Origin of the sequence: Beijerinckia indica subsp. indica ATCC 9039, assembly GCF_000019845.1 — a bacterium.
GTDB lineage: Bacteria > Pseudomonadota > Alphaproteobacteria > Rhizobiales > Beijerinckiaceae > Beijerinckia > Beijerinckia indica.
The window spans coordinates 1991853-2013253 of the sequence record NC_010581.1 but is presented as its reverse complement, the minus strand read 5'-3'; the positions used below and the strand labels follow the sequence as shown (position 1 = coordinate 2013253).

The window sequence follows — 21401 nt, the reverse complement described above, 5'->3', positions numbered from 1 at the left end:
AGAGAAAACGACATAATTTCTTTTCAAGAGAGAAAAGCATCCGGCCACATGGCATAAAGCAACTTGGCCTCGCGACGAGAACAGACCGTGCCCGTTTCCTCTCCCTCTCTTATCGATGAGCCGCTCTTCGAGATGGCGGTCGCCGCTCGCCTTGTTGCCGCTGGTTATCCGCGTTGCGAGCCAAAAATCCTGCAACCAGCCGCGATTTTCTTCGATTCGGGGGAGGATTTGCGCGGCCAACTTTATCTAACGAGTGATATTTCCGGCGCTGATTATTGCCTACGGCCTGAATATACTATTCCGGTTTCCCGCCTTTATCTCGACTCTCCGCAGGCTGGCTCGAGCGCCGGGTTTTCCTATTGCGGGCCGGTTTTCCGCTATCGCGGCGAACGGCCGAGCGAGTTCATCCAGGCTGGGATCGAAAGTTTCGGCCGGCAGGATCGCGAAGCCGCTGATGCCGAAATTTTGGGCCTGGCGCTGGAAGCTGTTGGCGACTTCGCCGAGCGTCTTTCCGTTCGTATTACCGATGTCGGGCTGTTCACCGCTCTTCTCGACGCGCTGGAATTGCCGCCTCCCTGGCGGCGGCGGCTTTTGCGGGCGCAGGTTCTTGGCACGCCGTTCGACATGATTTTTGCCCCCACGGGGGAGAGCACGCAAACCGACCATTCTGGCGTGCTTGCGCTTCTCGATGGTGCCGACCGCCAGGGTGCGCGCGCGCTCGTCGAGGATTTGCTCTCCATAGCGGGATTTGCCTCCATCAGCGGGCGCACGCCGGCCGAGATCGCTGATCGTTTTCTCGAACAGGCTGCCTTGAAATCGAGCCAGGGACTGGCATCTGAAAAGCGGCAGATTATCGAGCGCTTCCTCGCCATCGAGGGGGATCCTGACCAGGCCTCGGAGGCCATGCGCCGTCTCCTGTCGGAGGCGGGTCTCGACCTGACGAGCATTCTCGACAGTTTCGATGCGCGGCTCGGCTTTATCGCCGCGCGCGGTCTCGATGTTTCGAGCCTGCATTTCGCGACGCGCTTCACCCGCAATCTGGATTATTATACGGGCTTCGTCTTCGAGGCGCATGATCGGCTGCGGCCGCAGGAAAAGCCCGTCATTGGCGGCGGCCGTTACGACAAATTATTGCGTCAACTGGGCGCGCCGCAGGATATTTCAGCGGTCGGCGCGGCGATCTGGATCGAGGCGCTTGACGCCATGAACAAGGGCGGAGCCGCTTGATGAGTGAGATGCAGGCACCGCTCGTTCTGGCTGTCCCCTCCAAGGGGCGTTTACAGGAAAATGTCGCGGCCTTCTTCGCACGCGCCGGGCTCAGCCTCGTTCAGGGCCGGGGTTCGCGTGATTATCGCGGCACGCTGAAGGGCATCGAGGGGGTCGAGGTCGCTTTTGTTTCGGCGTCCGACATTGTCACTCATCTGGCCGCCGGCAGCGCTCATCTCGGTGTCACCGGCGAGGATTTGATCCGCGAAACCCTATCGGATTCCGATCGCAAGATCGCTTTGCTGACGCCGCTTGGCTTTGGCTTCGCCAATGTTGTGGTTGCCGTGCCGCAGGCCTGGATCGATGTGCGGACCATGGCCGATCTGGACGATGTCGCCGTGCTCCATCGCGCGCGGCGCGGCGAGCGGATGCGCGTCGCAACCAAATATATCAATCTGACACGGCGCTTTTTTGCCAGCCAGCATGTCACGGATTATCGTATTGTTGAAAGTCTGGGGGCAACCGAAGGCGCGCCAGCGGCGGGGCAGGCTGAACTCATCGTCGATATTACGACGACGGGCGCGACGCTCTCGGCCAATGCGCTTAAAATCCTTGATGACGGTGTGATCCTGCGCTCGGAGGCGAATCTGGCAGCATCGCTCAATGCCGATTGGAATGAGGCCAATCGGGAAAAGGCGCGGCTTATCCTATCGCATATAGCGGCGGAGGAGGAAGGCCGCACGACGCGTGAGGTCTCGACCGTTCTGGAAAATGTGGCGACGGACAGCTTTGAGGAGGCCCAAAAGCTGTTTGCGGCTCGCGTGCGCCTTTATGGGAAAGACGGTCATTTGATCTTTGGCTGTCCCAGCGACAAGGTCGCTGCCTTGGCCGATTGGTTGATTGCCCAAGGGGCTTCCCATGTGGGTGTCACCGCTCAGGATTATGTCTTCTCTGCCAAAAATCCGCTTTATGAAAAGCTTGTCGATCGTCTTGCATGATCGCGCTTTCAGCGGCGTGACAGCAGGGCAGGCGAGTGGAAGCAGGATCGGCGTGATCCGCCGCCGAGGCGGGAACTAACATCACAGGCCAGCACTATAAATCTTCGTGATCGCCCCGTTCACTCTGTAATACAGCCCAACCAGTGTCCCTGCCGCGTTGACGCCGGCGCCTCCCATGAATAACGATCAGACTGACAAAATGGGGGGAGCTAACAAGGACGGGCGATGTGCACCCGTTGGCATTTCTGCGCCCCTGTATATGATCGGAGGGAAGAAATGATAACGGCAATTGGCGATAGCGGGCTCAGCAACTGGACGACACGCGCCTATCACCGCAACTGGCTGCTCGCGCAGGCAAACGGCCTTTTCGATTTCTTCCAGCATAATTCGGTCAATCGGAAAGGCGGCTTCTGCGACCTCGATGACCACGGCAAGCCCCTCGATGCCGAGGGCCAGGTCCGCAATATTCATATTGCTGCGCGTGCCGTGCACTGTTTCTCGATCGGAACCCTGCTTGGTCGTCCTGGAGCGTCTGATGTCGTCGATCACGGCATGGACTACCTTTGGAACCATCATCGCGACCGCAGAAATGGCGGCTATTTCTGGTCGCTTGATAACAATGGCCCGGTCGATTCCAGCAAGCAGGGTTATGGCCATGCCTTCGTGTTGCTAGCTGCTTCTTCCGCCAAGGCGGCTGGCCACCCGCTGGCCGATGGCATGCTGGCTGATATCACAGAAATTCTGAACACCAAGTTCTGGGAACCCCAGCATGGGGCAATCGCAGAGGAATTCACTGCCGACTGGCAGCCGCTCGACAAGGGTATTTATCGCGGCCAGAATTCCAATATGCATTTGACCGAGGCGCTGATGGCTGCCTTCGAGGCGACCGGCGATCGCGACTATCTCAGCAAGGCTGAAAGCATCGCAGATCTCGTCATCCGCCGTTCGGCCGGCTCGGTCGGCTGGCGCGTGGCTGAACATTTCAGCGCCGACTGGGGTCTCGACAAGAGCTACTATCACCCGAATGAAATGTTACGTCCTGCCGGCACGACCCCTGGCCATTGGCTGGAATGGGCTCGCCTCATCCTGCAGCTCTGGGCCCTTGGCGGCAAGAAGCATAGCTGGATGCCGGACGCAGCCAAAAGTCTCTTCTCGCAGTCCATGGCGCTCGGCTGGGATACGGACAAGGGCGGCTTCTTCTATACGCTGGACTGGGACGATAAGCCGGCCAAGCGCGCCAAGCTATGGTGGCCGGCCTGTGAGGGGGCGGCAGCCGCGCACTTCCTCAATGAACATTTGCCGAGTGATTTCCACGAGGAAAGCTATCGCAAGATCTGGAATGTCATTGAGAGCGCCTTCATCGACCACGCCAATGGCGGCTGGCATGAGGAACTGACAGAAGATCTCGTGCCTTCTCACAGCCTCTTCCCAGGCAAGGGCGATATCTATCACGCTTTGCAGGCCTGCCTCATCCCCCTCTTCCCTGCGACTGGCAGTGTAACCAAGGGTATCATCGACACCAACGGCCGGATATGAGTTTGCAGCGAGACGGGTGTCTCTTAACCATCGTGGACACCGTGTCAAAGATGCCGCCGCATGTTTATCATGATGCCACCTTGTGTCAGGTTTTATGCTTCTTGCCGGCTGGCATCGGCGCCGATCCAAAACCCAGAAGGCTTTGGTTGCTTTGGACGCACTTTACCGACGGGCGGCGGCCTCTGCATCTTCGAGTTCTTCCTTGCGCCGCTCATAGCCATGCTTTTCGATCAACCGCCGCGCCTCGGTGAGGTCGTGTTGCAAAGAGGTCCACGGATACGTTGCTGGTCGATCTTTGCTTAATCCAAACAATCGTGCTCGGTGCAAATGAATGTCTGCCATAAACAACGGCATCGGCCCGCGTTCCACAATTTCCCAGGCTTCGTCGAGGTCGCTTTGCGAACTCTCGGCACCGCTCGGTGCCCCTGCGAGGAAACGTAGCCACGCACGGGAGAGGAGACCTTCAACAAGGGCGTATTGCACTTGGGCACGCCGGAATCCCTCAATGGCCTGATCGAGCGAGTCGCGGCAAAAATTGGACTGTTGGGGCATATCGCTATCCAGAATTGTCATGTAGAGCGCCGTGCGGCCAAGTGTGAGGCGGTCATGAGCGATATCAAGGAGAGAGAAGGCGTTCTGTTCGCTCCACAGCAGCGTCTGCGCTGCGTGCTTGGAGACCTCTCTGCAGGATTCTGACAAGGACGGTTGTGGGACAAATGATGAATTAAACATGCCTCGCCAAGCCGCCCGTTCGGCACCGGCAAGGAGCAGGTCACAATAGTGGAAGCCTGCCGACGAGTGTAGCAGTGGGTTCTCGGGTTGGAGCCTAATCCATATCGCCTCAGCCTTTAGAAACTGCGCCGCCGCCTCAGCCTCTCGTCCCGCTTGGTGAAGAGCCTCGGCATAGGCTGAGAACCCGATCGCTAGAGTGGTGGCATCAGTGCTACGGTCAGCGTAGTCCACTGACAGTTCGGCCGTCTTGACCGCCTTGGCGACCTTGCCCAGTGCCCGCTCCAGATGATTGAGGTTGATAACGGTGATAGCAGCGTTCTTCCAGGCCTGCCTCGCGATGGACACCTCTAGCGCAACCTGCACCGGCTCCATGGCCTCGGTTAACCGCCCCAAAAATACCAGATGGTGGGCGGCTTCTGACATTAGCCAGCCTTTGGCGTTTTCTGTGAGCACGGGCGAGACGCGGCTCCACTGTTGCTCGAAGAAGCAGGCCAGAGCTCCCAAGTTAGAACCTAAAGCACCAAGTCTTCTTGTACTGTAGGATGCCGATTCGCGAATGATCCGGTTACGGTACATTTCACATGCTTCCTGCTGCATCTCGGCTTGGCAACCGTGAGAAACGGCCTGATAGAGAGGCTGCAGATCTTCGAGCGTAGGCTCGGGTTTGTCCTCCGTTGTGGTGCAAAGGTACTTATAAAGCCGCTCATGGGCGACGCGCCACGCCTCGGGGTGGTACGTGCGAAGTTGTAAGGCAAAGTATGCACGTAGTAATGGATGAGCATCCAACGTGAGCAACACACCGGACCCGTCCCGTTTAATTGTGACCAGCTTTGCATCCTGCAGCCGGGTGAAGGCTTGATTGCGATGCGCCTCGCTTATCGCTACGAGCGGCTCAGTAAGATTCGGGATGAGGGGAGCTTTCCACAATGCGATGAGGCAACCCGCATCCGCTGGCCGATCGAACAACCCCAACAACCGTAATAGAGCGAGGGCGCGCTGACTTTTCTTTCCTTCGCTCCTGTCGCTCTCGAACCACCGCACATAGGCATCCATGACGCGAAAAGCGTGTCCGCCTTGTTCTTCATCGGCTTCTCGCAGATTAATGAGGTCTCGCTTGCGGATATCCCCGGCATGGGCGTCACGAAGATAAGCGCCCAGCAGGTTCAAAGTGAGCGCGTGACCTTTCACATCCTCTACGAGAGTCTCGAACTCTAGTTGCTGTCCTTTCACTCCCAGTACCCGAAGCAACGCCACGCCCGCTTCCTTGGATAAGCGCAAGATGTTCTTTTCTTGGGCGGTGTTCTGCCAAAAGGCCCGTAAGTTGGGGATTGAATAGCGGGTGGTGACCACGCATAGGCCGTAGTTTTTGGTGGCGAGCCCTTTAAGCAGCGCGGCGAGGCCAGGGTCCTTAAGCTCACCCGGTGTGGGTGAGGTCGGCGCGTATTGTAGCGGTTCCAGACCATCAAGGATTAGCAGTGCCTGTCGTCCGCCGACAAGCTCTGCCAGTCGCCGGCCCTTATCGAACGCGCCCACCGCGCTGTCCGCCATCACAGAGTCACCGAAAAAGGTGAGGGCCTCCTTCAAGAAAAACTCGGAGGAGGGCGCAACCTGTCCCTCTGAGCCCTGGCTGTAAAAGGACCATGCAAACACCGCGTCGCACCCTGGCCAATCCAGGTGAGCAAGCTCTGCCGCCCACTTTGCTACAAGCGAGGTTTTTCCCTCACCGCCAAGGGCGACAAAGGTGAGGAGGTGGGGGCGCTTCGTTTCGTTGTTTTGGGCTTTCGCCCAGGCGTCGTGGAGGAGCTGAGTTTCGGCCTCGCGACCGATCAATTGCGTTGGAGCATATTCAGTGATGCGGGAGATATCAGCGGGGATGGCGTGGGCCGGGGTGGCATGGGGCGAAGTCGTCTGCACGACCTCGTCACCGTGCAGTTCCATGTAGCGTTCGAGGATCAGGCGAGCGATGTCTTCCGGCGAACGCTCCGTAATAATCGGAAATACGTCGGTTTTGAAAGATCCAGGGATGTCCACCATATCGAAGCGAAAAGGAAGCACCCTTTCGTATTCTTGATCAAACAGCAATTCTTCGATGGCGCGCAGTTCTACGCCACACCACTTCTTTTCCAAATAGTCTTTGCAATAAAATGGAACAATCAAATCGGAATCTTTTGAGTATACCTTCTGAAGCTTCCGGTTCGAATTGTATCCGATTACTTTACTTTCATGCCACGCGTCATAGAAGATGCGGGCCTTGCCTTGTTCTCCGCCAAGTTCCGGTAGCAATGCCAAGGCAACTCGTTCGACGTATTCCCGGTGTTCCCCTGGAAACGAGAGGGCGATCGCAAAGCGGCGAGAGCTTTTTGAATCTTCGTTCATGTTATTCGTCGCAAGTGGCGGATTAAAAAGAGCGTGGGGCGCGAAATCAATTAAGCTGACATCCGTTCGATGATGGTCTTAGTAGGACGGAGATAGTCGCTTTGGACGGAGGTTGGCAAGACTGAGCTCTAGAGATTGGGCGCCTATACAAGCAAGCTGTAGTGGCAGGAGGTTGTCCCACCGGAGAGCTGTCGCACGCACGATCATGACGATTGCCAGACAATGCCCCCGCTGCTCGCGCGGCAGCCATCACCCGCGATAGCGTAGTGCTTCAACCAGCACCGCGAATGCGGCCGAAGGCTGACGCCGACTTGGATAATAGAGGTGGTAGCCTGGGAAGGGTGGACACCAGTCTTCCAGCACGCGGATCAAACGTCCGTCCGCGAGATGCGCCGTGACCTGATCCTCCATCACGAAGCCGAGACCGAATCCAGCTGTGGCGGCGCGGACAATCATGTTTACATTGTTAAAGGCAAGTTGCCCCTCGACGCGCACGCGTAACTCGCGGCCATCCTTCTCCAATTCCCAGGCATAAAGACCCCCGGAGCTCAGCATGCGCAGGTTGATGCACTGATGGTCTGCTAGGCTCTGCGGCGTCTGCGGGATCGGTCGCGTCTGGAAATAAGCGGGCGAGCCGACCACTGCCATGCGCAGGTCTGGGCCGATCCGCGTCGCAATCATATCTTTGGCGAGCGCCTCGCCCAGGCGAACACCGGCGTCGAACCGCTCCGTCACAATATCGGCGAACCCTGAGTCGAGGCTCAGCTCGACATGGATATCGGGATAGGCGGGAAGCAGCTTCTCGAGGGCGGGCCAAAGAGTGGTGTCGGCCGCGTGCTCCGACGTCGTGATGCGAATTGTCCCCGCCGGCTTCTCACGCAGTTCGCCGAGCGACGTGAGCTGGGCGCCGATACTGTCGAGCGCCGGCCTCAGCGTGCCGAGCAGCCGCTCGCCCGCCTCGGTGGGCGCGACGCTCCGGGTGGTCCGGGTCAGCAGACGCACGCCAAGGCGCATTTCCAGTCGCCGGATTGTGTGGCTCAGCGCCGATTGAGAAGTGCCGAGCTTAGCGGCGGCGCGGGTGAAGCTCTGTTCCTCGGCCACCGTCATGAAGGCATTCAGATCGAGCAGTTCCTCGCGTCGCATTCATGAACTCCTGATATAACTCCATACGGTTTATAGCGGCTAATCCTCGAAATGCTTCACGATTAAATGTTGGCTTGCCGCGATGGAGAGGTCACCGACGAGCAAGATGCCAGGGAGGCAAGGAGATGGCCGACGAAGACAGTCCCGCCTAAAAGGAGCGCCCCGGCAAACGCGACGGTAGCCTGATCACGGTCGCGAGCCCGGTCGCACTCTATCGCCACAACGAATTCCCCGGTCCCTGAAGCGCTCGCTCGCCTTCTACGCCGGCTGGCCCGTCGCGAACATGGCGGTGCCGATCCTCCGCAAGGCGTTCAAGGGCGCCGATACTAATCACCCCATCGAGGTTACCAGATGAAGACTATCGGCTTTGCATGCACATCGGCAGACACCCCTCTGGCCCCATTCAGGTTCGAACGGCGGGCTCCGCGTGCGAACGATATTGTGATGGAAGTGCTCTATTGCGGCATCTGCCACTCAGACCTTCACCAGGCCCGCAACGACTGGGGTTGGAGCCAATATCCGCTTGTTCCCGGTCACGAAATCGTCGGCCGTGTGATCGCGGTCGGCAACGCGGTCAAGCGCTATAAAATCGGCGACCATGTAGCGGTCGGCTGCATGGTCGATAGCTGCCAGCATTGCGATCAGTGCCGGAAGGGCGAGGAGCAGCTCTGCCGCGAGGGCAATACCCAGACCTATAACGACAAGGATCGCATCACCGGTGAGAGGACCTATGGTGGCTATTCCAAGCACCTCGTGGTGCGCGAGGAGTTCGCCCTGCGTGTCCCGGATGGGCTCGATCTGTCCAAGGCTGCGCCGCTGCTCTGCGCCGGCATCACCACTTACTCGCCTCTGCGCACCTGGAATGTTGGCCCCGGCAGCCGGGTCGGCGTAATTGGTCTCGGTGGTCTCGGCCATATGGCGGTGAAGCTCGCTGCCGCGATGGGCGCCGATGTGACTGTGTTGAGCCGCACGAAGGAGAAGGAGACGGACGCGCTGGCGCTCGGTGCCGATCGGCTGCTCGTCTCCACGGACGAGGCGGCGATGATAAAGGCCGCGAACAGCTTTGACCTGATCATCGACACCGTGCCTGTGAAGCACGACATCAACCCTTACTTGCCGCTGCTGGACGTGGACGGTACGTTGGTGCTGGTCGGACAGATTGGCCCGCTCGCCGAACCGAGCACGGTGCCTCTGCTGCTCGGCCGCCGTCGGGTCGCCGGCTCGCCCATCGGCGGCATTGCCGAGACGCAGGAGATGCTCAACTTCTGCGCCAAGAAGAATGTCCTGCCCGATGTCGAGATGATCCGCATGGACCAGATCAACGAGGCGTTCGTCCGACTCGAGCGCGCCGATGTACGCTACCGCTTCGTGATCGACATGGCCTCGATGCCAGCGCCAGAGGCGGTATAATCTTGATCGCAGCCATGATCATTCATGGCTGCGCGGCCTGATAGCGTATACATTGATGATTCAGGATCTCGACATTGCCATCATCGGTGCCGGCGCGGCCGGTGTCGGGGCCGCGCGGCGGCTCACCGGCAGCGGGCTGTCCACGCTGGTGCTCGAAGCCTTGCCACGTCCCGGCGGCCGCGCCTGGACACGCGAGAGCGCCGGGCTACCGCTCGATCTTGGTTGCGGCTGGCTCCATTCCGCCGACCGCAATCCCTGGACGCGCATCGCCGAGCAAAGCGGTTTTGCAGTCGATCGACGTATTCCGGCCTGGAGCGCGCAATATTGCGATCTCGGCTTCCCGCCTGCCGAGCGGGCCGCCGCTCAGCAGGCTTTCGCGGCGTGGAGCAAGCGGCTGGCCACGACGCCCCCGCTCAATGATTGCGCGGCCGACGCCCTTGATCCGGAAGGGCGATGGACTGCCTATCTCCAGGCGATGAGCGGCTTCATCAGCGGTGACGAGCTCGAGCGCATCTCCGCGCGGGACTATGCCGCCTATGATATGGCCTCGACCGATTGCAATTGGCGGGTGCGCGCGGGCTATGGCACGCTCGTCGCGGCGAGTTTTCCGGCTGGCACGCGCTTGTGCCTCGCCACACCTGTCGAGGCGATCGCGCTCGACGCCAGTCACGTCGCGCTCCACACACCGGCTGGCACCCTGCGCGTTCGCGCTGCGATCCTCACGGTCTCGACCAGCATTCTCGCGGGCGACAGGATTGTCTGGCCCTCCGTGCTCGATCCCTGGCGCGAAGCAGCCAGCCACCTGCCGCTTGGCCGCGATGAGAAACTGTTTTTGGAGATCGTTGGCAAGAGCCCTTTCGCGCCCGAGAGCCATGTTCTTGGTGATCCCCATGATGCGGCGACAGGCACCTATTACATTCGCCCGTTTGGCTGGCCGGTGATTGAATGTTTCCTGGGCGGCGCTGGCGCACGGGCCGCTACCGCAGAGGGGCCTGATGCCGCCTTTGCGCGCGCGATCGACCAACTCGTCAGGCTATTCGGTTCAACGGTACGCCACAATCTCAAGCCTCTCATGGCCTCCGATTGGGCTGGCACCGTGACGATCGGCGGTGCTTACAGCCACGCTCTGCCGGGCTGGGCCGATACGCGTGCCGCACTGGCCCGGCCGTTTGACGGACGGTTGTTCTTCGCGGGCGAAGCGACACATACCACCGATTTCTCGACCGCGCATGGTGCCTATGAGAGCGGTATGCGCGCCGCCGAGGAGGCGATAAAAGCGCTGGCGCCACGATGATAAGAGCAGACGCGGGCAGGGTCGGCTCGTACCCGCTATCTTTGAACGCTTCAGTGCGACATGAGCAGCAATAGCACGACTATACAGAAATGAATGATCTCGGCACTGACTTGCCCGAAATGAACAATTGGCAGGAGAGATAATTGATGAAAGCGACGATTCTGAGTGGGCTCATGGTTCTGGCTATGCCAGCACTCGCTTTTTCCAAGGATAAATGTGCTGACGCCATGGATCAGGCGACCATGAACGAGTGCGCCAATGTCGCTTTCAAAAAGTCGGACAGTCAGCTCAACGAACTCTACAAGAAGATTGAAACCCGCCTATCAGACAATACTGATACCAAGAAGCTTCTTGCTCAGGCACAGCGCGCCTGGATCAAATTTCGAGATGCTGAGTGCGATTTCCAGAGGTCGGCTTCAGCGGGAGGAAGCGTCATGCCAATGATCATCTCAATGTGTATGGATGGCATGACGCAATCTCGCATCAAAGACCTGCAGAATTATTTGAATTGTAAAGAAGGCGATATGAGTTGCCCCGTTCCTTCTGCAAATTGATACACTTTGGTCCGGATCGATAGGGGCCTCAGCGGCCGGTGGTGGCCATTAGCTGCTCTGGGTAGCGCTCACCTTCGATCGGGATGGCGGCTGCCGCGCGCTCGATCTCGGCGAGATCATCAGCCGTCAGCACGATGGAGGCTGCGCCGAGATTTTCTTCCAGCCGGTGGAGTTTGGTGGTGCCTGGAATCGGCACGATCCAGGGCTTCTGCGCCAGCAGCCAGGCGAGCGCAATCTGGGCGGGCGTCGCCTTCTTCTCGCCTGCGATGCGCTTCAGGAGGTCGACCAGCGCCTGGTTTTTCTCCATCGCTTCGGGCGTGAAACGCGGCAGGATTTTGCGGAAGTCATTCTCGCCGATCGTTGTGTCCTTGCTCATCGCGCCCGTCAGGAAGCCCTTGCCGAGCGGGCTGTAGGCGACGAGGCCAATGCCGAGCTCCTCGCAGGCCCGAAGGATGCCATTGGTCTCCGGGCCGCGGGTCCATAGCGAATATTCATTTTGCAGCGCCGTGATCGGCTGCACCGCATGCGCGCTACGAACGGTTTGCGCCCCCGGCTCGGACAGGCCGAAATGCTTGACCTTGCCTTCCCAGATCAGCTCCCTGACGGTGCCGGCCACATCCTCGATCGGGACGTTGGGATCGACACGGTGCTGGTAGAAGAGGTCGATCACCTCGACGCCCAGACGCTTGAGCGACGCGTCGCAGACCGCGCGAATGTGCTCGGGCCGGCTGTTCATGCCGGCCATTTTACCGTCCACGATGTTGAAGCCGAACTTGGTGGCGATCACCACTTGGTCGCGGAACGGCGCCAGTGCCTCACCGACGATTTCCTCGTTGGTAAATGGTCCGTAGACCTCGGCCGTGTCGAAGAAGGTGATGCCACGCTCCACCGCCTGACGGATGAGCGTAATGCTCTCGTCCTTGGTCAGTGCGTGACTATAGCTGAAATTGAGACCCATGCAGCCGAAGCCGATCGCTGAAACATCGAGGCCGCTCTTGCCAAGTGCCCGTTTCCGCATTGCCAATACTCCATCGCTTCGCGGCATCCTGCCGTCGCATTGGCGTGAAGATAGGCCGATCGGCGTTGATCAATTAGGCGCTATAAACTGCATGAAGTGATATCTATATTTCATGAATATATTGGGTTTTTGATCGTCACGTCGCATTGCCGACCGAGTTGGTCATGACGGTCTGACTGTCGATCTGATGATAGAAGCGGTTTATCCCCGCGTATGCTGGGAATGCATACCAAGGCAGCGTTACACGATTCAAAGTCGTCTAAGTTGACGATTTTCGGACCAACTCAATAATGTTGAATTTGGGGCAATCTATTGGTGGAGCGCTTGCATGATTTACTATGTGTGAGTACACTCAACATATGCATAGAGTGGAATACACTTTTGACGTGTGTTACATCAATATTGATAATATCTGTAGGGGGAGGCGTCAGTCAGCAATGGAAAAAACGATATTATCTGGCGTTGCTGCTCATAGTAACAATAAGATACTGCGTTTGCGTCGGACGTATTTATTCGCCGCGATATTTTTTGCTTGGGCGCCTTGTTCTTATGCTGAGGATTGTGAAGCGGAAAAAAAGCGTGTGGAGGCCGCAGATCCGGATACTACGGTTGTTTGTGAAGACCGACCGGTTGGATACGGGGCACCCTCTGGCCCATCAGGTGGCGGGGACGAAGGCAGCAATACTGGCTCGGGTCATGAAGGTGGGGGCGGTGGAGGGGGTAGGCAACAGGGAGCGCAACGCGTTGTAGAACCGGATGCCTTCCAATTTAAGAGATGCCCAGGGAATACTCAATGGTCATACTGCACAGCGATCCGGTTCGTTGGTGGTGTACCGCCAGCATTCGTTGATGTCGGGGTCACCGTGAATGCTCCGCTCATTAGAAGGGATGGTAATCCACTCGTCGCGCAGGAAGCGCAGCTCGACTCAGCGATCGCTGCTTCAACCACGGCGACATATTTCATGAATGCGTTGAAATCACACGCAGTCAGCCCTTCAGAAGTTTCCGCACTTTTTTCTAAGCATATGGATCAAGTCATAAGGAGCACGGGTATTGGCTACCGTGTCCAGAGGTGTAATCCTGTCCCCAATCCTCCACCACCGTGCTAACGCGTTTCAGGGCAGTGTTATTGACTTGCCCTCGGATCACGGGAGGACACAAGCGCGCGAAGGAGACGAACGCTTGTGTAACCATTCATCGCTTACTTAAGAGTTTTTAGCCTGTTGATCTGTCGTTCCGTTTGAGACTTCCACCAACAGCTTTCAAACTTTGCGTCTCGACCATTGCAGGCCGCTGTTATGCTGGTGAACGCGCCGGCTTGGCCGGTCCGACATCGACCTGTATCTCATCTCCTTCCACACGCAATGAATACGAGTGGAGCGCATTGCGGACGAGATGCGTCACACATTTGCCGTTGCCGCCGTCGAAGCCCCAATGGTGGATCGTGCAGGTCACTGTTTTCCCATTGAAGGTAGCATCATCCAACGGCATATCGGCATGCGGACACCGCCCTCGATAGGCCTTGAGCTCACCGCCTGTCGGCCAGACCAGAAGCACGCTCTTGCGGCCAGCATGAAAGAGGCCCATACCGCCTTCATTCACGGCGTCTGCGCGACAAATAGAGGTAAACGCCATAGGTTGCCTTCCGAAAAATGAATGCCTTGTGGGAACAGGCAAGTTACGGACCAGAAAAAGCCTTCTGGCAGGTGCAGCAAGAGCTTTAAGGCTATGTTGTGGCCCGCAAGGGCTTCGGCTTTATCGGCTCATGGATTTCGCGAGCAATCCCCTCGAAGCCAACCAAGCTTTACTCGCCGCCTTCATAGAAGAGTTCAAGTGGCAGGCCCAAAAGTGTCTTGCCGATCCATTCGCGCGCGATGATATTCGACGGTCCCATGGCAATTCCAGCTCGTGCGTCGCGAAAGGCCCGCTCGATCGACCCACGCTGATAGCCATAGCCACCTGTCACCGTCAGAACAATGTCAGCGACCTCCGCCGCATGGACCTCGAATTTCGTCAGCGGGATTAGGATTTCGCTTTGTGTCGCGTCAATTCATCGCTCATGGCAAATTTCCCGGGAAAGTAAATTACATTATTTCTATAAGTTTTGAGAAAAATAGCCAAGGACGATCGATGGGAAATTATGTTATATTTATGATTTTTAATCGAGTTTAATTCTCTATTCGTTCCGTCCAGCAGGCCACTCACTCGAGATCATTGGGCTCAAAATTTAGGACCAAACATCTAAAAGAAACCAAGAACTGCTGTTCGCGATTCTTGGCATAAGCGTCTCTGCCGGGTCGCAAACCGGCTGTGCTCGCTTTAAGAAGCGATTATTCCGACGAGCGCAGAGCGTTTGTATCGGCGCCGGTAGAGGGTATTCCTTCAGACACATTTGCCGGAAGATTGAGCCCGGCAGGCAGGACCAAGGGCTTCTTCTGTCCCCCTTTCAGTAAGCGCGCTGCAGGCTTTTCGATGAATGTCCGAGATAAAATTGCGAATATGAGAGTTACGCCAAAACTGGCCACCATGATAATGGCATAACGTTCCCACAGTGGAAGAGAGCCCATATAAGGCTTCAGGATGAAGATCGCCGCTTGGGTGAGGGGAAATCCGTATAAATAAATTCCATAGGAGAGATCTTCCTTGAGAAAACGGTCAAAGACCGGAACACTCATCATCATTCCAATATAAATCGCGATATATGTAAGCAGTAATCCGCTCAACGGACCGAATGAATCGCTCAGCATTAGCAAGTAGAATCCGACAGCAGCGCCGAGTGCAATCCAAAAATTCATAATGATGTATTTCGCATTGAGACGAAACAGCATCCCAATGTAAAACATCATAATCACATACCATAAAGTGAACCGTGTATTATTTGCCTTAACGGTGAAAGAACGATGATCAAAAATATCGAGCGCTGTTGCAATAAGAAGTGCGAGGATAATTCCCGAAGTTAGCAGCTTGTGTTTTGAAAGTAGACCGCTGACCATCAATCCCAGTACAGCAAAATAACACCAGAACTCTGGAGGCAAGGTCCAGAGATTCACGTTGACTATGCCCGGCCAGGGATTGTCCGTAAAAACGCCCGGCAGCGTGAGATGCAAGAAGCCGATGATATTGCCAAAATATCTGTAAGTTACCGGGTCCGAAAAATATTCTTCAAGGGGAAGGGTTGTAACCAGCGGACCCAGGATCATGGCGGAAAACACGATTGCCACAGATAAAGCAGGAATAATGCGGACAACGCGATTGATGAAAAATGCTTTTGCATCGCTATTACGCAGAGCGCTGGCTGCGACAAGAAATCCGCTCAAGGCGAAGAACATACCAACCCGAGCATACAATGTCGGCCGGATGACTTCCATGATGACCTGTGTTGTGGACAAGCCACGAGCCGCTTCCTGGACGAGCAACATGCCTTTTCCAGCATAGTCGTTCGTATGGGCTCCAAAGATTGCAATCGAACCATGGTAAGTAAAAATTAAAAGGGCAAGTACATGCCTTAAGAAATGAAAGCCAGGCCCGCGGCCTTTATTGGCTTTTATAACATCATCAAGTGTCATCATTCTCCCCTAAATTGATAGGTAACCGGCGCGCAAAGGCGCATCGTCTCTGAAAACACAGACGTCTATATTGTCGCGAATGATAGTATTATCTGTGTAATATAAATTTTTTAACGTATATTCATTCGTAAAATATATGTTGTTTTAACTATATATAATTATATTTACTGAGAAGCATCGGCATAAATAAATTATGTACTTTACGATTTGTCACGTAATTTGACTTAATTCTTTTCTCCATAATTTAAAAATTATTTTAATATGCGTAACTCAAAAGAAGCACAAGCGCAACGGGATTTTGTAGGTGCTACAACCGCAAGGATTTTTGGAAAATAGTCTTATGGTGTTGGTTACATGAGATTGGGCCGACGAATGCCCACATGAGCTCGCAACAAATCTGTCGAAAGACCTTCCAAAGGTCTCGCATCGGCGGATGTGTGTTGGAACGAGACCGCGATTGGCATCGTCGATGAAACCGGGTCACATCATGAAGGAGATGCGTGCGAGATAAGCCTCAGGTTCTGAGCACTTGCGTGAGGATCATCGAGGCCGTCTCTTCGTATTCGGAGGAAGGTGTTTCCCCGTCATTCAACAAGACAGTCTTCACCAAAGAAGATCACGGTCAGGGCGGGTGACGTTGTCTGGATCCCGACGGGCGTAAAGCACTGGCACGGTGCGACAGCGACTGATGCGATGTCACATATCGCGCTCTCCTACATGAGCGACGGAAACAATGTCGCCTGGATGGAAAAAGTCTCGGATGACCAGTACAACACACAATAGGCTGTAAGGTATTGCTCGCACTTGGCGTCCAGAGCCTTCTGGCGCTCGCCACTGGCTAAGCCGGGCCGCGCCGCGATCCTATTAATGAAAATTTCACATAAGCCTTTGCCGATTTTGCGGACTAATCACTAAAAAAGCGGTCAAGTATACCGATGCCAGTAAAGCAGTCACCGCCCTGGCTTGAGAAAGGCTGTGCGCAGTTCAGGAAATACAGACTGACTGACGCCCGTGACCGAAAGGGTGAAGCTGGTGGCCGATCGGGCATGCCGCCAATTCTTCGCATCATGCGGCAATGGACACGGAAAGGACGGACGCAAGTGAAGCTGCTGACAACCTTTATTCTATCGCTCGCTTTAAGCGGCTCCGCGTTTGCTCAAGGAGATGCCGGTATGTCTCACTCCCTCCCGAAAGGATCTACACTGACCGCGGACGAAATCCGGTCGGTTTCGCCAGGGCTCGCCCGGTACGCGGAGGAGGATGGTCTTAAAGGATTGTGGCGGCGGCCTCAATTGTCGCTCAGGGATCGGAGCATCGTCACGGTCGCGATCCTCATCGCCCGCAATCAGCCGGTGGATCTCCCCAACTACCTCACCGTCGCGTTGGACAATGGCGTAACGCCTGCCGAGATCTCGGAGATTATCACCCATCTGGCGTTCTATGCGGGCTGGTCGAATGCAATGTCTGCGATCTCTATCACCAAGGATATTTTCGCTCAGCGCAGTGTCGGCCCTGATCAGTTGCCGCCTGGCTCGCCGCAATTGCTTCCTCTCGATGAAGCTGCCGAGGTGCAACGCGCCGCAAGCGTCGAGGCCAATGTTGGTTGGGTCTCGCCCGGGCTGGTTCAATACACCACCGATCCGCTTTTCAAGGATCTCTGGCTTCGGCCGGGCTTGACGCCGCGTGACCGGAGCCTCGTCACCGTCAGCGCCCTGATCGCCAACGGCCAGGCGGCGCAAATCACCTATCATCTCAACAGAGCTATGAACAACGGACTGACGCAGGAGCAGGCGGGTGAAGTCATCACCCAGGCCGCCTTCTATGCAGGATGGCCCAATGCCTTCTCGGCGGCTTCAGTCGCCGGTGAAGTATTCAAGAGCCGCTCCAAATAGAGAGAAAATCGCTATGAATGTTCGCTATGACTTTTCCGGACAGGTCGCTCTGATCACGGGTGCTGCCTCAGGTATGGGCTTGACCACTGCAAAGGCTTTTGCTGCTGCGGGCGCCGCAGTCGCCCTTGCTGACCTCAATGAAGAGGCTGTGCAGACCACAACCGATGCACTCAAGGCCGCTGGACACAAAGCCTTGGGTGTCGTTTGCGACGTTTCCGACGAGGCCCAGGTCGCCGCGATGGTCGAAAACACGGTCGCAACCTTCGGCCGCCTGGATGCTGCTTTCAACAATGCCGGCATACAGGTGCCCCCGAGCGACGCCGCCGACGAAACCGCTGAGAACTTCGACCGCGTCAATGCGGTTAACCTGCGCGGCGTATGGGCCTGCATGAAGCATGAACTCCGCCAGATGCGTGTCCAGGGCAGCGGTGCGATCGTCAATTGTTCTTCTCTCGGTGGCCTGGTCGGACTGCCTAGCCGCGCCGCCTATCACGCATCTAAGCACGGGGTCATCGGCCTGACCCGGAGCGCCGCCCTCGAATATGCCCCTCGGGGTATTCGCATCAACGCGATCTGCCCAGGGACGATCGACACGCCAATGGTGGCGGACATGCTGACGAAACAGGCCGATGCCATGAAAGAAATCATGCGTGATCAGCCAATCGGCCGGCTCGGACGCTCCGATGAAATTGCGGATGCCGTCCTCTGGCTGTGCAGTTCCGGCTCCACTTTCGTCATTGGTCACGCGCTGGCCGTCGATGGCGGCTTCACGGCGCACTGACCCACGGGGAGCCTCTTCTCCAGATCCTCATCGTTGAGATGATAGCGCGGGCACCAGGAGATTGCGACAGGCCGGAGAAAATGAATTACGATAGAAATCTGTTCCTATACACAAGCGGCGTCATGCCTTTCCATCGCCTGAACGCGCTGATGAAGGATGTTGCGCTGGAATAGCCTAAGCGAGAAGCAATATCCTTAACCAGAAGGTTGCGGTTCTGTAGCAGATTTTCAGCCAGGGTAAGACGAACTTCGTCACGTAATTCCAGAAATGTCACCCCTTCCTCTTCGAGATGACGGTGCAAAGTGCGTGGCGTCACACAAAGATCTTTGGCAACGTCTTTCATATCGGGCAAGTTGACACCTCCATGAAGGAGCCGATCCCTTACTTTGACAGCCAATCCTGTCCCCGATAACCGGCGTTCAAGGACCAATTGGCATTGTTCCTCGGCCGATTTTAGAGCGAGCTCGTTTGCCTGCGGTAAAGGTTGTGCCAAAGCTTTTCTATTGAGCTCAGCGAATGTCTCTTTGCATCCGAAAATCGGCTTGACACCATAGATGGCCTCGTAGTGATCAGAACGCGCAGGCCTTGGGAAGGAAAAATAAAGATTATACAAGACTGGTTGCGATGGAAAAAGATCGCGCTGCACAGTCAATAGTGCCGCAATATCGCGTTCGGTGATGAACTGACGCAGTGCTTCCGGAACGTCAGACGTGTCAACGATTATATTCGATTCATGTTCTGATTCTTTCAGCTTGAAATGCGAGAACGCAAAGGTGAGTTGAGAATATTTGACCGAAATATCGAATGCGCTCTGTAAGGTGGGGCTGCTCACCATAGCGAAACCAAGCATTCCATAGGCCGTGAAATGATAGCGCGCACCGGCCTGTGTCCCTAAAGCTGGGCAATTGCCTCTGTGCGCCCACAAATTTCTGATGAGCTGAAGCTCTTGCTCAGCCGAGACTATTCCCAAAGGGTCGGAAAGATCGCGTTGTCGAACACCTGTTCCCTCAAGACAGGTATGCATGGAAAGCCCATGGTCATGGCCGAGTTCGGCGAGGAGCCGCATGCTGGTAATGCTGCGGACGAAATTCCGACGGTTCAAGGCTGCCTCCCTTTATGTCTTCTTTTCTTGATTTTTTGTCTTCCCAGACTATACGGCTCAAATTTTTTTGGCGCTAGCATAATTCTCATGAATTACGGGAAACCGGAACGCGCACAATGAGAGGAAAGATCCGATTTGATACAAAGCGATGTAGTCGGTCATAGGCTATGACTACGACTTAAGAAGTCGCGCATGGTAACATCAGATTGAACTCACAGGCGGCTCAATTCCACCGTCGATAGTGATGCTGACAAAACAGATTCTGTCTGGACATTGATGTTGAAAACAAAACCGCTTTCCGAGAGGGGAGGGGACACTCTGGATGTTGCCTTTAAGGCTGGCATGTTGTTGTCTTAATCCGCTCTCTTTGTGAAAGCAATCTCGAGCCATATCATGCTTGCGATATCATAAATAGACAAGACTGTCGGCTTTGGCTGCCAATATAACAAAATGATAATGAGGGAGGACTATAATGCTGTTGAAGTCTGGCAGCTTAATGCTGACGGGCACCATTGCGTGCGTAATTGTTTCAGGTAATGTAGGAGTGGTTCGCGCTGCGGGCATCGAGCTCCGTGAACAAAGTGCTGATGGCTTGGCGAACGCCTACGCGGGTGTGGCTGCAAAAGCTTATAATGCGACGACAGTCTTTTATAATCCCGCAGGAATGGCCTTTCTGCAAGGTAATCAGATCGCTTCAACTAATACCTATATCATGCCCAAAAGTTCCTTTTCGGGAACGGTGACAGGCGCGGGACTGAGTGGGACTCCACAAGGCGGCCCCAGTGGTCAATTCGCTCCGACGGCTCCAGTCGGTGCGATGTATGCCGTGTGGGATTATTCTGCCAACCTGAAATTCGGTCTTGCTGCAAATACGCCATTTGGCTTGAGGACCAGCTATCCCGATCAATGGATCGGGCGTTATCAAGCTTTGCACTCCAATATAACCAATTTCACCTTCAGTCCTTCTGTCGCCTATCGTATTAACGAACAATTGTCAGTCGGCGTTGGTTGGCAGATCGGCTATTTCAATGCCGTCCTGTCACAAGCGATCAACCTGCCGGGACTGGGGCTTGGCCGATATGATGCGCATCAAAGCCTGAGCGGTAATGCAGTCGGCTTTGGCGGTGACATCGGCTTTCTCTATGAACTCGATCCTGCGACACGTGTCGGTCTGAACTACCGATCACAGATCAAGTATAATTTGCATGGTTGGTCTGACGTGAGTGCGCCTACCTCTCTGGCAGCCCTAAGCACAACCTTTCAAAGCAGTGGTATGAATGTTTCAATAAAGATGCCAGACATGGTCACTCTCAGTGCCTATCATGAGATTGATCCCCGATGGGCTGTTATGGCCAGCGTCGAATGGACCAATTGGTCCGTGCTGAAGGAACTGAATATTCAGTTTAATAATGGGCGCGCTAATACTGTTATCCCGGAAAACTGGCATAACAGCTGGGCCTTTTCAGTTGGTGCAACTTATACCGCCGATGATCGTGCAAAATTCCATATTGGTTTTGCATATGATCAGAGCGCGATCAGCTCTGCAAATCTGACTGCACGTCTGCCAGATGCCAATAGATGCGCAATAACAGGCGGCTATAGCTATAGACTGACAGAAAAGCTCCAAGCCATATTTGCTTACGGTCATCTCTTCTTTGATCATTCAAATATTTCAGCGCAAGGAACAAGTGCGGCCGGCTTATTGTTGGGTGGATATGATACATCCGCAAATATCGTTAGCATCGGCTTGAGTATGAAACTCTAATACTTCTGCCGGAAGTAAACAGAATAAT

The 21401-nt window shown here is 55.7% G+C and carries 16 protein-coding genes; 9 read left to right on the top strand and 7 right to left on the bottom strand.

All coding sequences use genetic code 11. The features are described 5' to 3' along the window. The first annotated feature begins 87 nt into the window (after positions 1–87). The 3 genes from BIND_RS08990 (at position 88) to BIND_RS08980 (ending at position 3740) form a co-directional block, all read left to right on the top strand. Positions 88–1227 (top strand): ATP phosphoribosyltransferase regulatory subunit, encoded by a 1140-nt coding sequence (locus BIND_RS08990; protein ID WP_012384760.1) that lies wholly within the window; start codon positions 88–90, stop codon positions 1225–1227. Then, positions 1227–2204, top strand: coding sequence for an ATP phosphoribosyltransferase (gene hisG / locus BIND_RS08985; protein ID WP_012384759.1), 978 nt, complete (start codon positions 1227–1229; stop codon positions 2202–2204). The genes BIND_RS08990 and hisG overlap by 1 nt, the downstream gene beginning before the upstream one ends. Positions 2205–2480: 276 nt before the next feature. Further along, positions 2481–3740 (top strand): AGE family epimerase/isomerase, encoded by a 1260-nt coding sequence (locus BIND_RS08980; RefSeq protein ID WP_012384758.1) that lies wholly within the window; start codon positions 2481–2483, stop codon positions 3738–3740. Positions 3741–3902: 162 nt separating this feature from the next. Here BIND_RS08980 and BIND_RS20130 read toward each other — a convergent pair whose 3' ends face one another. Next, positions 3903–6848 (bottom strand): TIR domain-containing protein, encoded by a 2946-nt coding sequence (locus BIND_RS20130; protein WP_012384757.1) that lies wholly within the window; start codon positions 6846–6848, stop codon positions 3903–3905. Positions 6849–7097: 249 nt separating this feature from the next. Further along, positions 7098–7991 carry a LysR family transcriptional regulator gene (locus BIND_RS08970; RefSeq protein WP_012384756.1) on the bottom strand — a complete coding sequence of 298 codons (894 nt, stop codon included), beginning with the start codon at positions 7989–7991 and terminating at the stop codon, positions 7098–7100. A 351-nt stretch (positions 7992–8342) separates the two neighbouring features. Here BIND_RS08970 and BIND_RS08965 point away from each other — a divergent pair, with 351 nt between their 5' ends. The 3 genes from BIND_RS08965 to BIND_RS08955 all read left to right on the top strand — a co-directional run bounded on the left by BIND_RS08965 (position 8343) and on the right by BIND_RS08955 (position 11249). After that, a complete protein-coding gene (locus BIND_RS08965; RefSeq protein WP_012384755.1) occupies positions 8343–9401 on the top strand; it encodes an NAD(P)-dependent alcohol dehydrogenase in 1059 nt (352 codons plus the stop codon). 55 nt (positions 9402–9456) lie between these two features. Then, on the top strand, positions 9457–10695 hold the full coding sequence (locus BIND_RS08960) for a flavin monoamine oxidase family protein (protein WP_012384754.1): 1239 nt from the start codon (positions 9457–9459) through the stop codon (positions 10693–10695). Positions 10696–10841: 146 nt separating this feature from the next. After that, positions 10842–11249 carry a lysozyme inhibitor LprI family protein gene (locus tag BIND_RS08955; RefSeq protein ID WP_012384753.1) on the top strand — a complete coding sequence of 136 codons (408 nt, stop codon included), beginning with the start codon at positions 10842–10844 and terminating at the stop codon, positions 11247–11249. 28 nt (positions 11250–11277) lie between these two features. Here the strand turns inward: BIND_RS08955 and BIND_RS08950 are convergent, their stop codons facing one another. The 4 genes from BIND_RS08950 to BIND_RS08935 form a co-directional block, all read right to left on the bottom strand. Beyond that, positions 11278–12267, bottom strand: coding sequence for an aldo/keto reductase (locus BIND_RS08950; RefSeq protein ID WP_012384752.1), 990 nt, complete (start codon positions 12265–12267; stop codon positions 11278–11280). A 1296-nt stretch (positions 12268–13563) separates the two neighbouring features. After that, entirely contained in the window at positions 13564–13902 is a 339-nt protein-coding gene (locus BIND_RS08940) for a Rieske 2Fe-2S domain-containing protein (RefSeq protein WP_012384750.1), read from the bottom strand. A gap of 169 nt (positions 13903–14071) precedes the next feature. Next, a complete protein-coding gene (locus BIND_RS22170; protein ID WP_280110010.1) occupies positions 14072–14284 on the bottom strand; it encodes an acyl-CoA dehydrogenase family protein in 213 nt (70 codons plus the stop codon). A 313-nt stretch (positions 14285–14597) separates the two neighbouring features. Beyond that, positions 14598–15833 carry an acyltransferase family protein gene (locus tag BIND_RS08935; RefSeq protein ID WP_012384749.1) on the bottom strand — a complete coding sequence of 412 codons (1236 nt, stop codon included), beginning with the start codon at positions 15831–15833 and terminating at the stop codon, positions 14598–14600. Positions 15834–17005: 1172 nt separating this feature from the next. Between BIND_RS08935 and BIND_RS08930 the strand changes: the two genes are divergently transcribed. Both BIND_RS08930 and BIND_RS08925 read left to right on the top strand, forming a co-directional pair. Further along, positions 17006–17725 carry a carboxymuconolactone decarboxylase family protein gene (locus BIND_RS08930; RefSeq protein ID WP_012384748.1) on the top strand — a complete coding sequence of 240 codons (720 nt, stop codon included), beginning with the start codon at positions 17006–17008 and terminating at the stop codon, positions 17723–17725. 13 nt (positions 17726–17738) lie between these two features. Then, positions 17739–18506, top strand: coding sequence for an SDR family oxidoreductase (locus tag BIND_RS08925; protein WP_012384747.1), 768 nt, complete (start codon positions 17739–17741; stop codon positions 18504–18506). Positions 18507–18591: 85 nt separating this feature from the next. Here the strand turns inward: BIND_RS08925 and BIND_RS08920 are convergent, their stop codons facing one another. Further along, on the bottom strand, positions 18592–19608 hold the full coding sequence (locus BIND_RS08920) for an AraC family transcriptional regulator (RefSeq protein ID WP_012384746.1): 1017 nt from the start codon (positions 19606–19608) through the stop codon (positions 18592–18594). A gap of 472 nt (positions 19609–20080) precedes the next feature. Between BIND_RS08920 and BIND_RS08915 the strand changes: the two genes are divergently transcribed. Beyond that, entirely contained in the window at positions 20081–21373 is a 1293-nt protein-coding gene (locus tag BIND_RS08915; RefSeq protein ID WP_012384745.1) for an OmpP1/FadL family transporter, read from the top strand. The last annotated feature ends 28 nt before the right edge of the window (positions 21374–21401 follow it).

Bases quoted from the DNA above. Each gene is read 5' to 3' on its own strand.
- BIND_RS20130 (WP_012384757.1), bottom strand. From the start codon at position 6,848: ATGAACGAAGATTCAAAAAGCTCTCGCCGCTTTGCGATCGCCCTCTCG.
- BIND_RS08940 (WP_012384750.1), bottom strand. From the start codon at position 13,902: ATGGCGTTTACCTCTATTTGTCGCGCAGACGCCGTGAATGAAGGCGGT.
- BIND_RS08970 (WP_012384756.1), bottom strand. From the start codon at position 7,991: ATGCGACGCGAGGAACTGCTCGATCTGAATGCCTTCATGACGGTGGCC.
- BIND_RS08955 (WP_012384753.1), top strand. From the start codon at position 10,842: ATGAAAGCGACGATTCTGAGTGGGCTCATGGTTCTGGCTATGCCAGCA.
- BIND_RS08925 (WP_012384747.1), top strand. From the start codon at position 17,739: ATGAATGTTCGCTATGACTTTTCCGGACAGGTCGCTCTGATCACGGGT.
- BIND_RS08915 (WP_012384745.1), top strand. From the start codon at position 20,081: ATGCTGTTGAAGTCTGGCAGCTTAATGCTGACGGGCACCATTGCGTGC.
- hisG (WP_012384759.1), top strand. From the start codon at position 1,227: ATGAGTGAGATGCAGGCACCGCTCGTTCTGGCTGTCCCCTCCAAGGGG.
- BIND_RS08980 (WP_012384758.1), top strand. From the start codon at position 2,481: ATGATAACGGCAATTGGCGATAGCGGGCTCAGCAACTGGACGACACGC.
- BIND_RS08930 (WP_012384748.1), top strand. From the start codon at position 17,006: ATGTCTCACTCCCTCCCGAAAGGATCTACACTGACCGCGGACGAAATC.
- BIND_RS08960 (WP_012384754.1), top strand. From the start codon at position 9,457: ATGATTCAGGATCTCGACATTGCCATCATCGGTGCCGGCGCGGCCGGT.
- BIND_RS08950 (WP_012384752.1), bottom strand. From the start codon at position 12,267: ATGCGGAAACGGGCACTTGGCAAGAGCGGCCTCGATGTTTCAGCGATC.
- BIND_RS08965 (WP_012384755.1), top strand. From the start codon at position 8,343: ATGAAGACTATCGGCTTTGCATGCACATCGGCAGACACCCCTCTGGCC.
- BIND_RS08935 (WP_012384749.1), bottom strand. From the start codon at position 15,833: ATGACACTTGATGATGTTATAAAAGCCAATAAAGGCCGCGGGCCTGGC.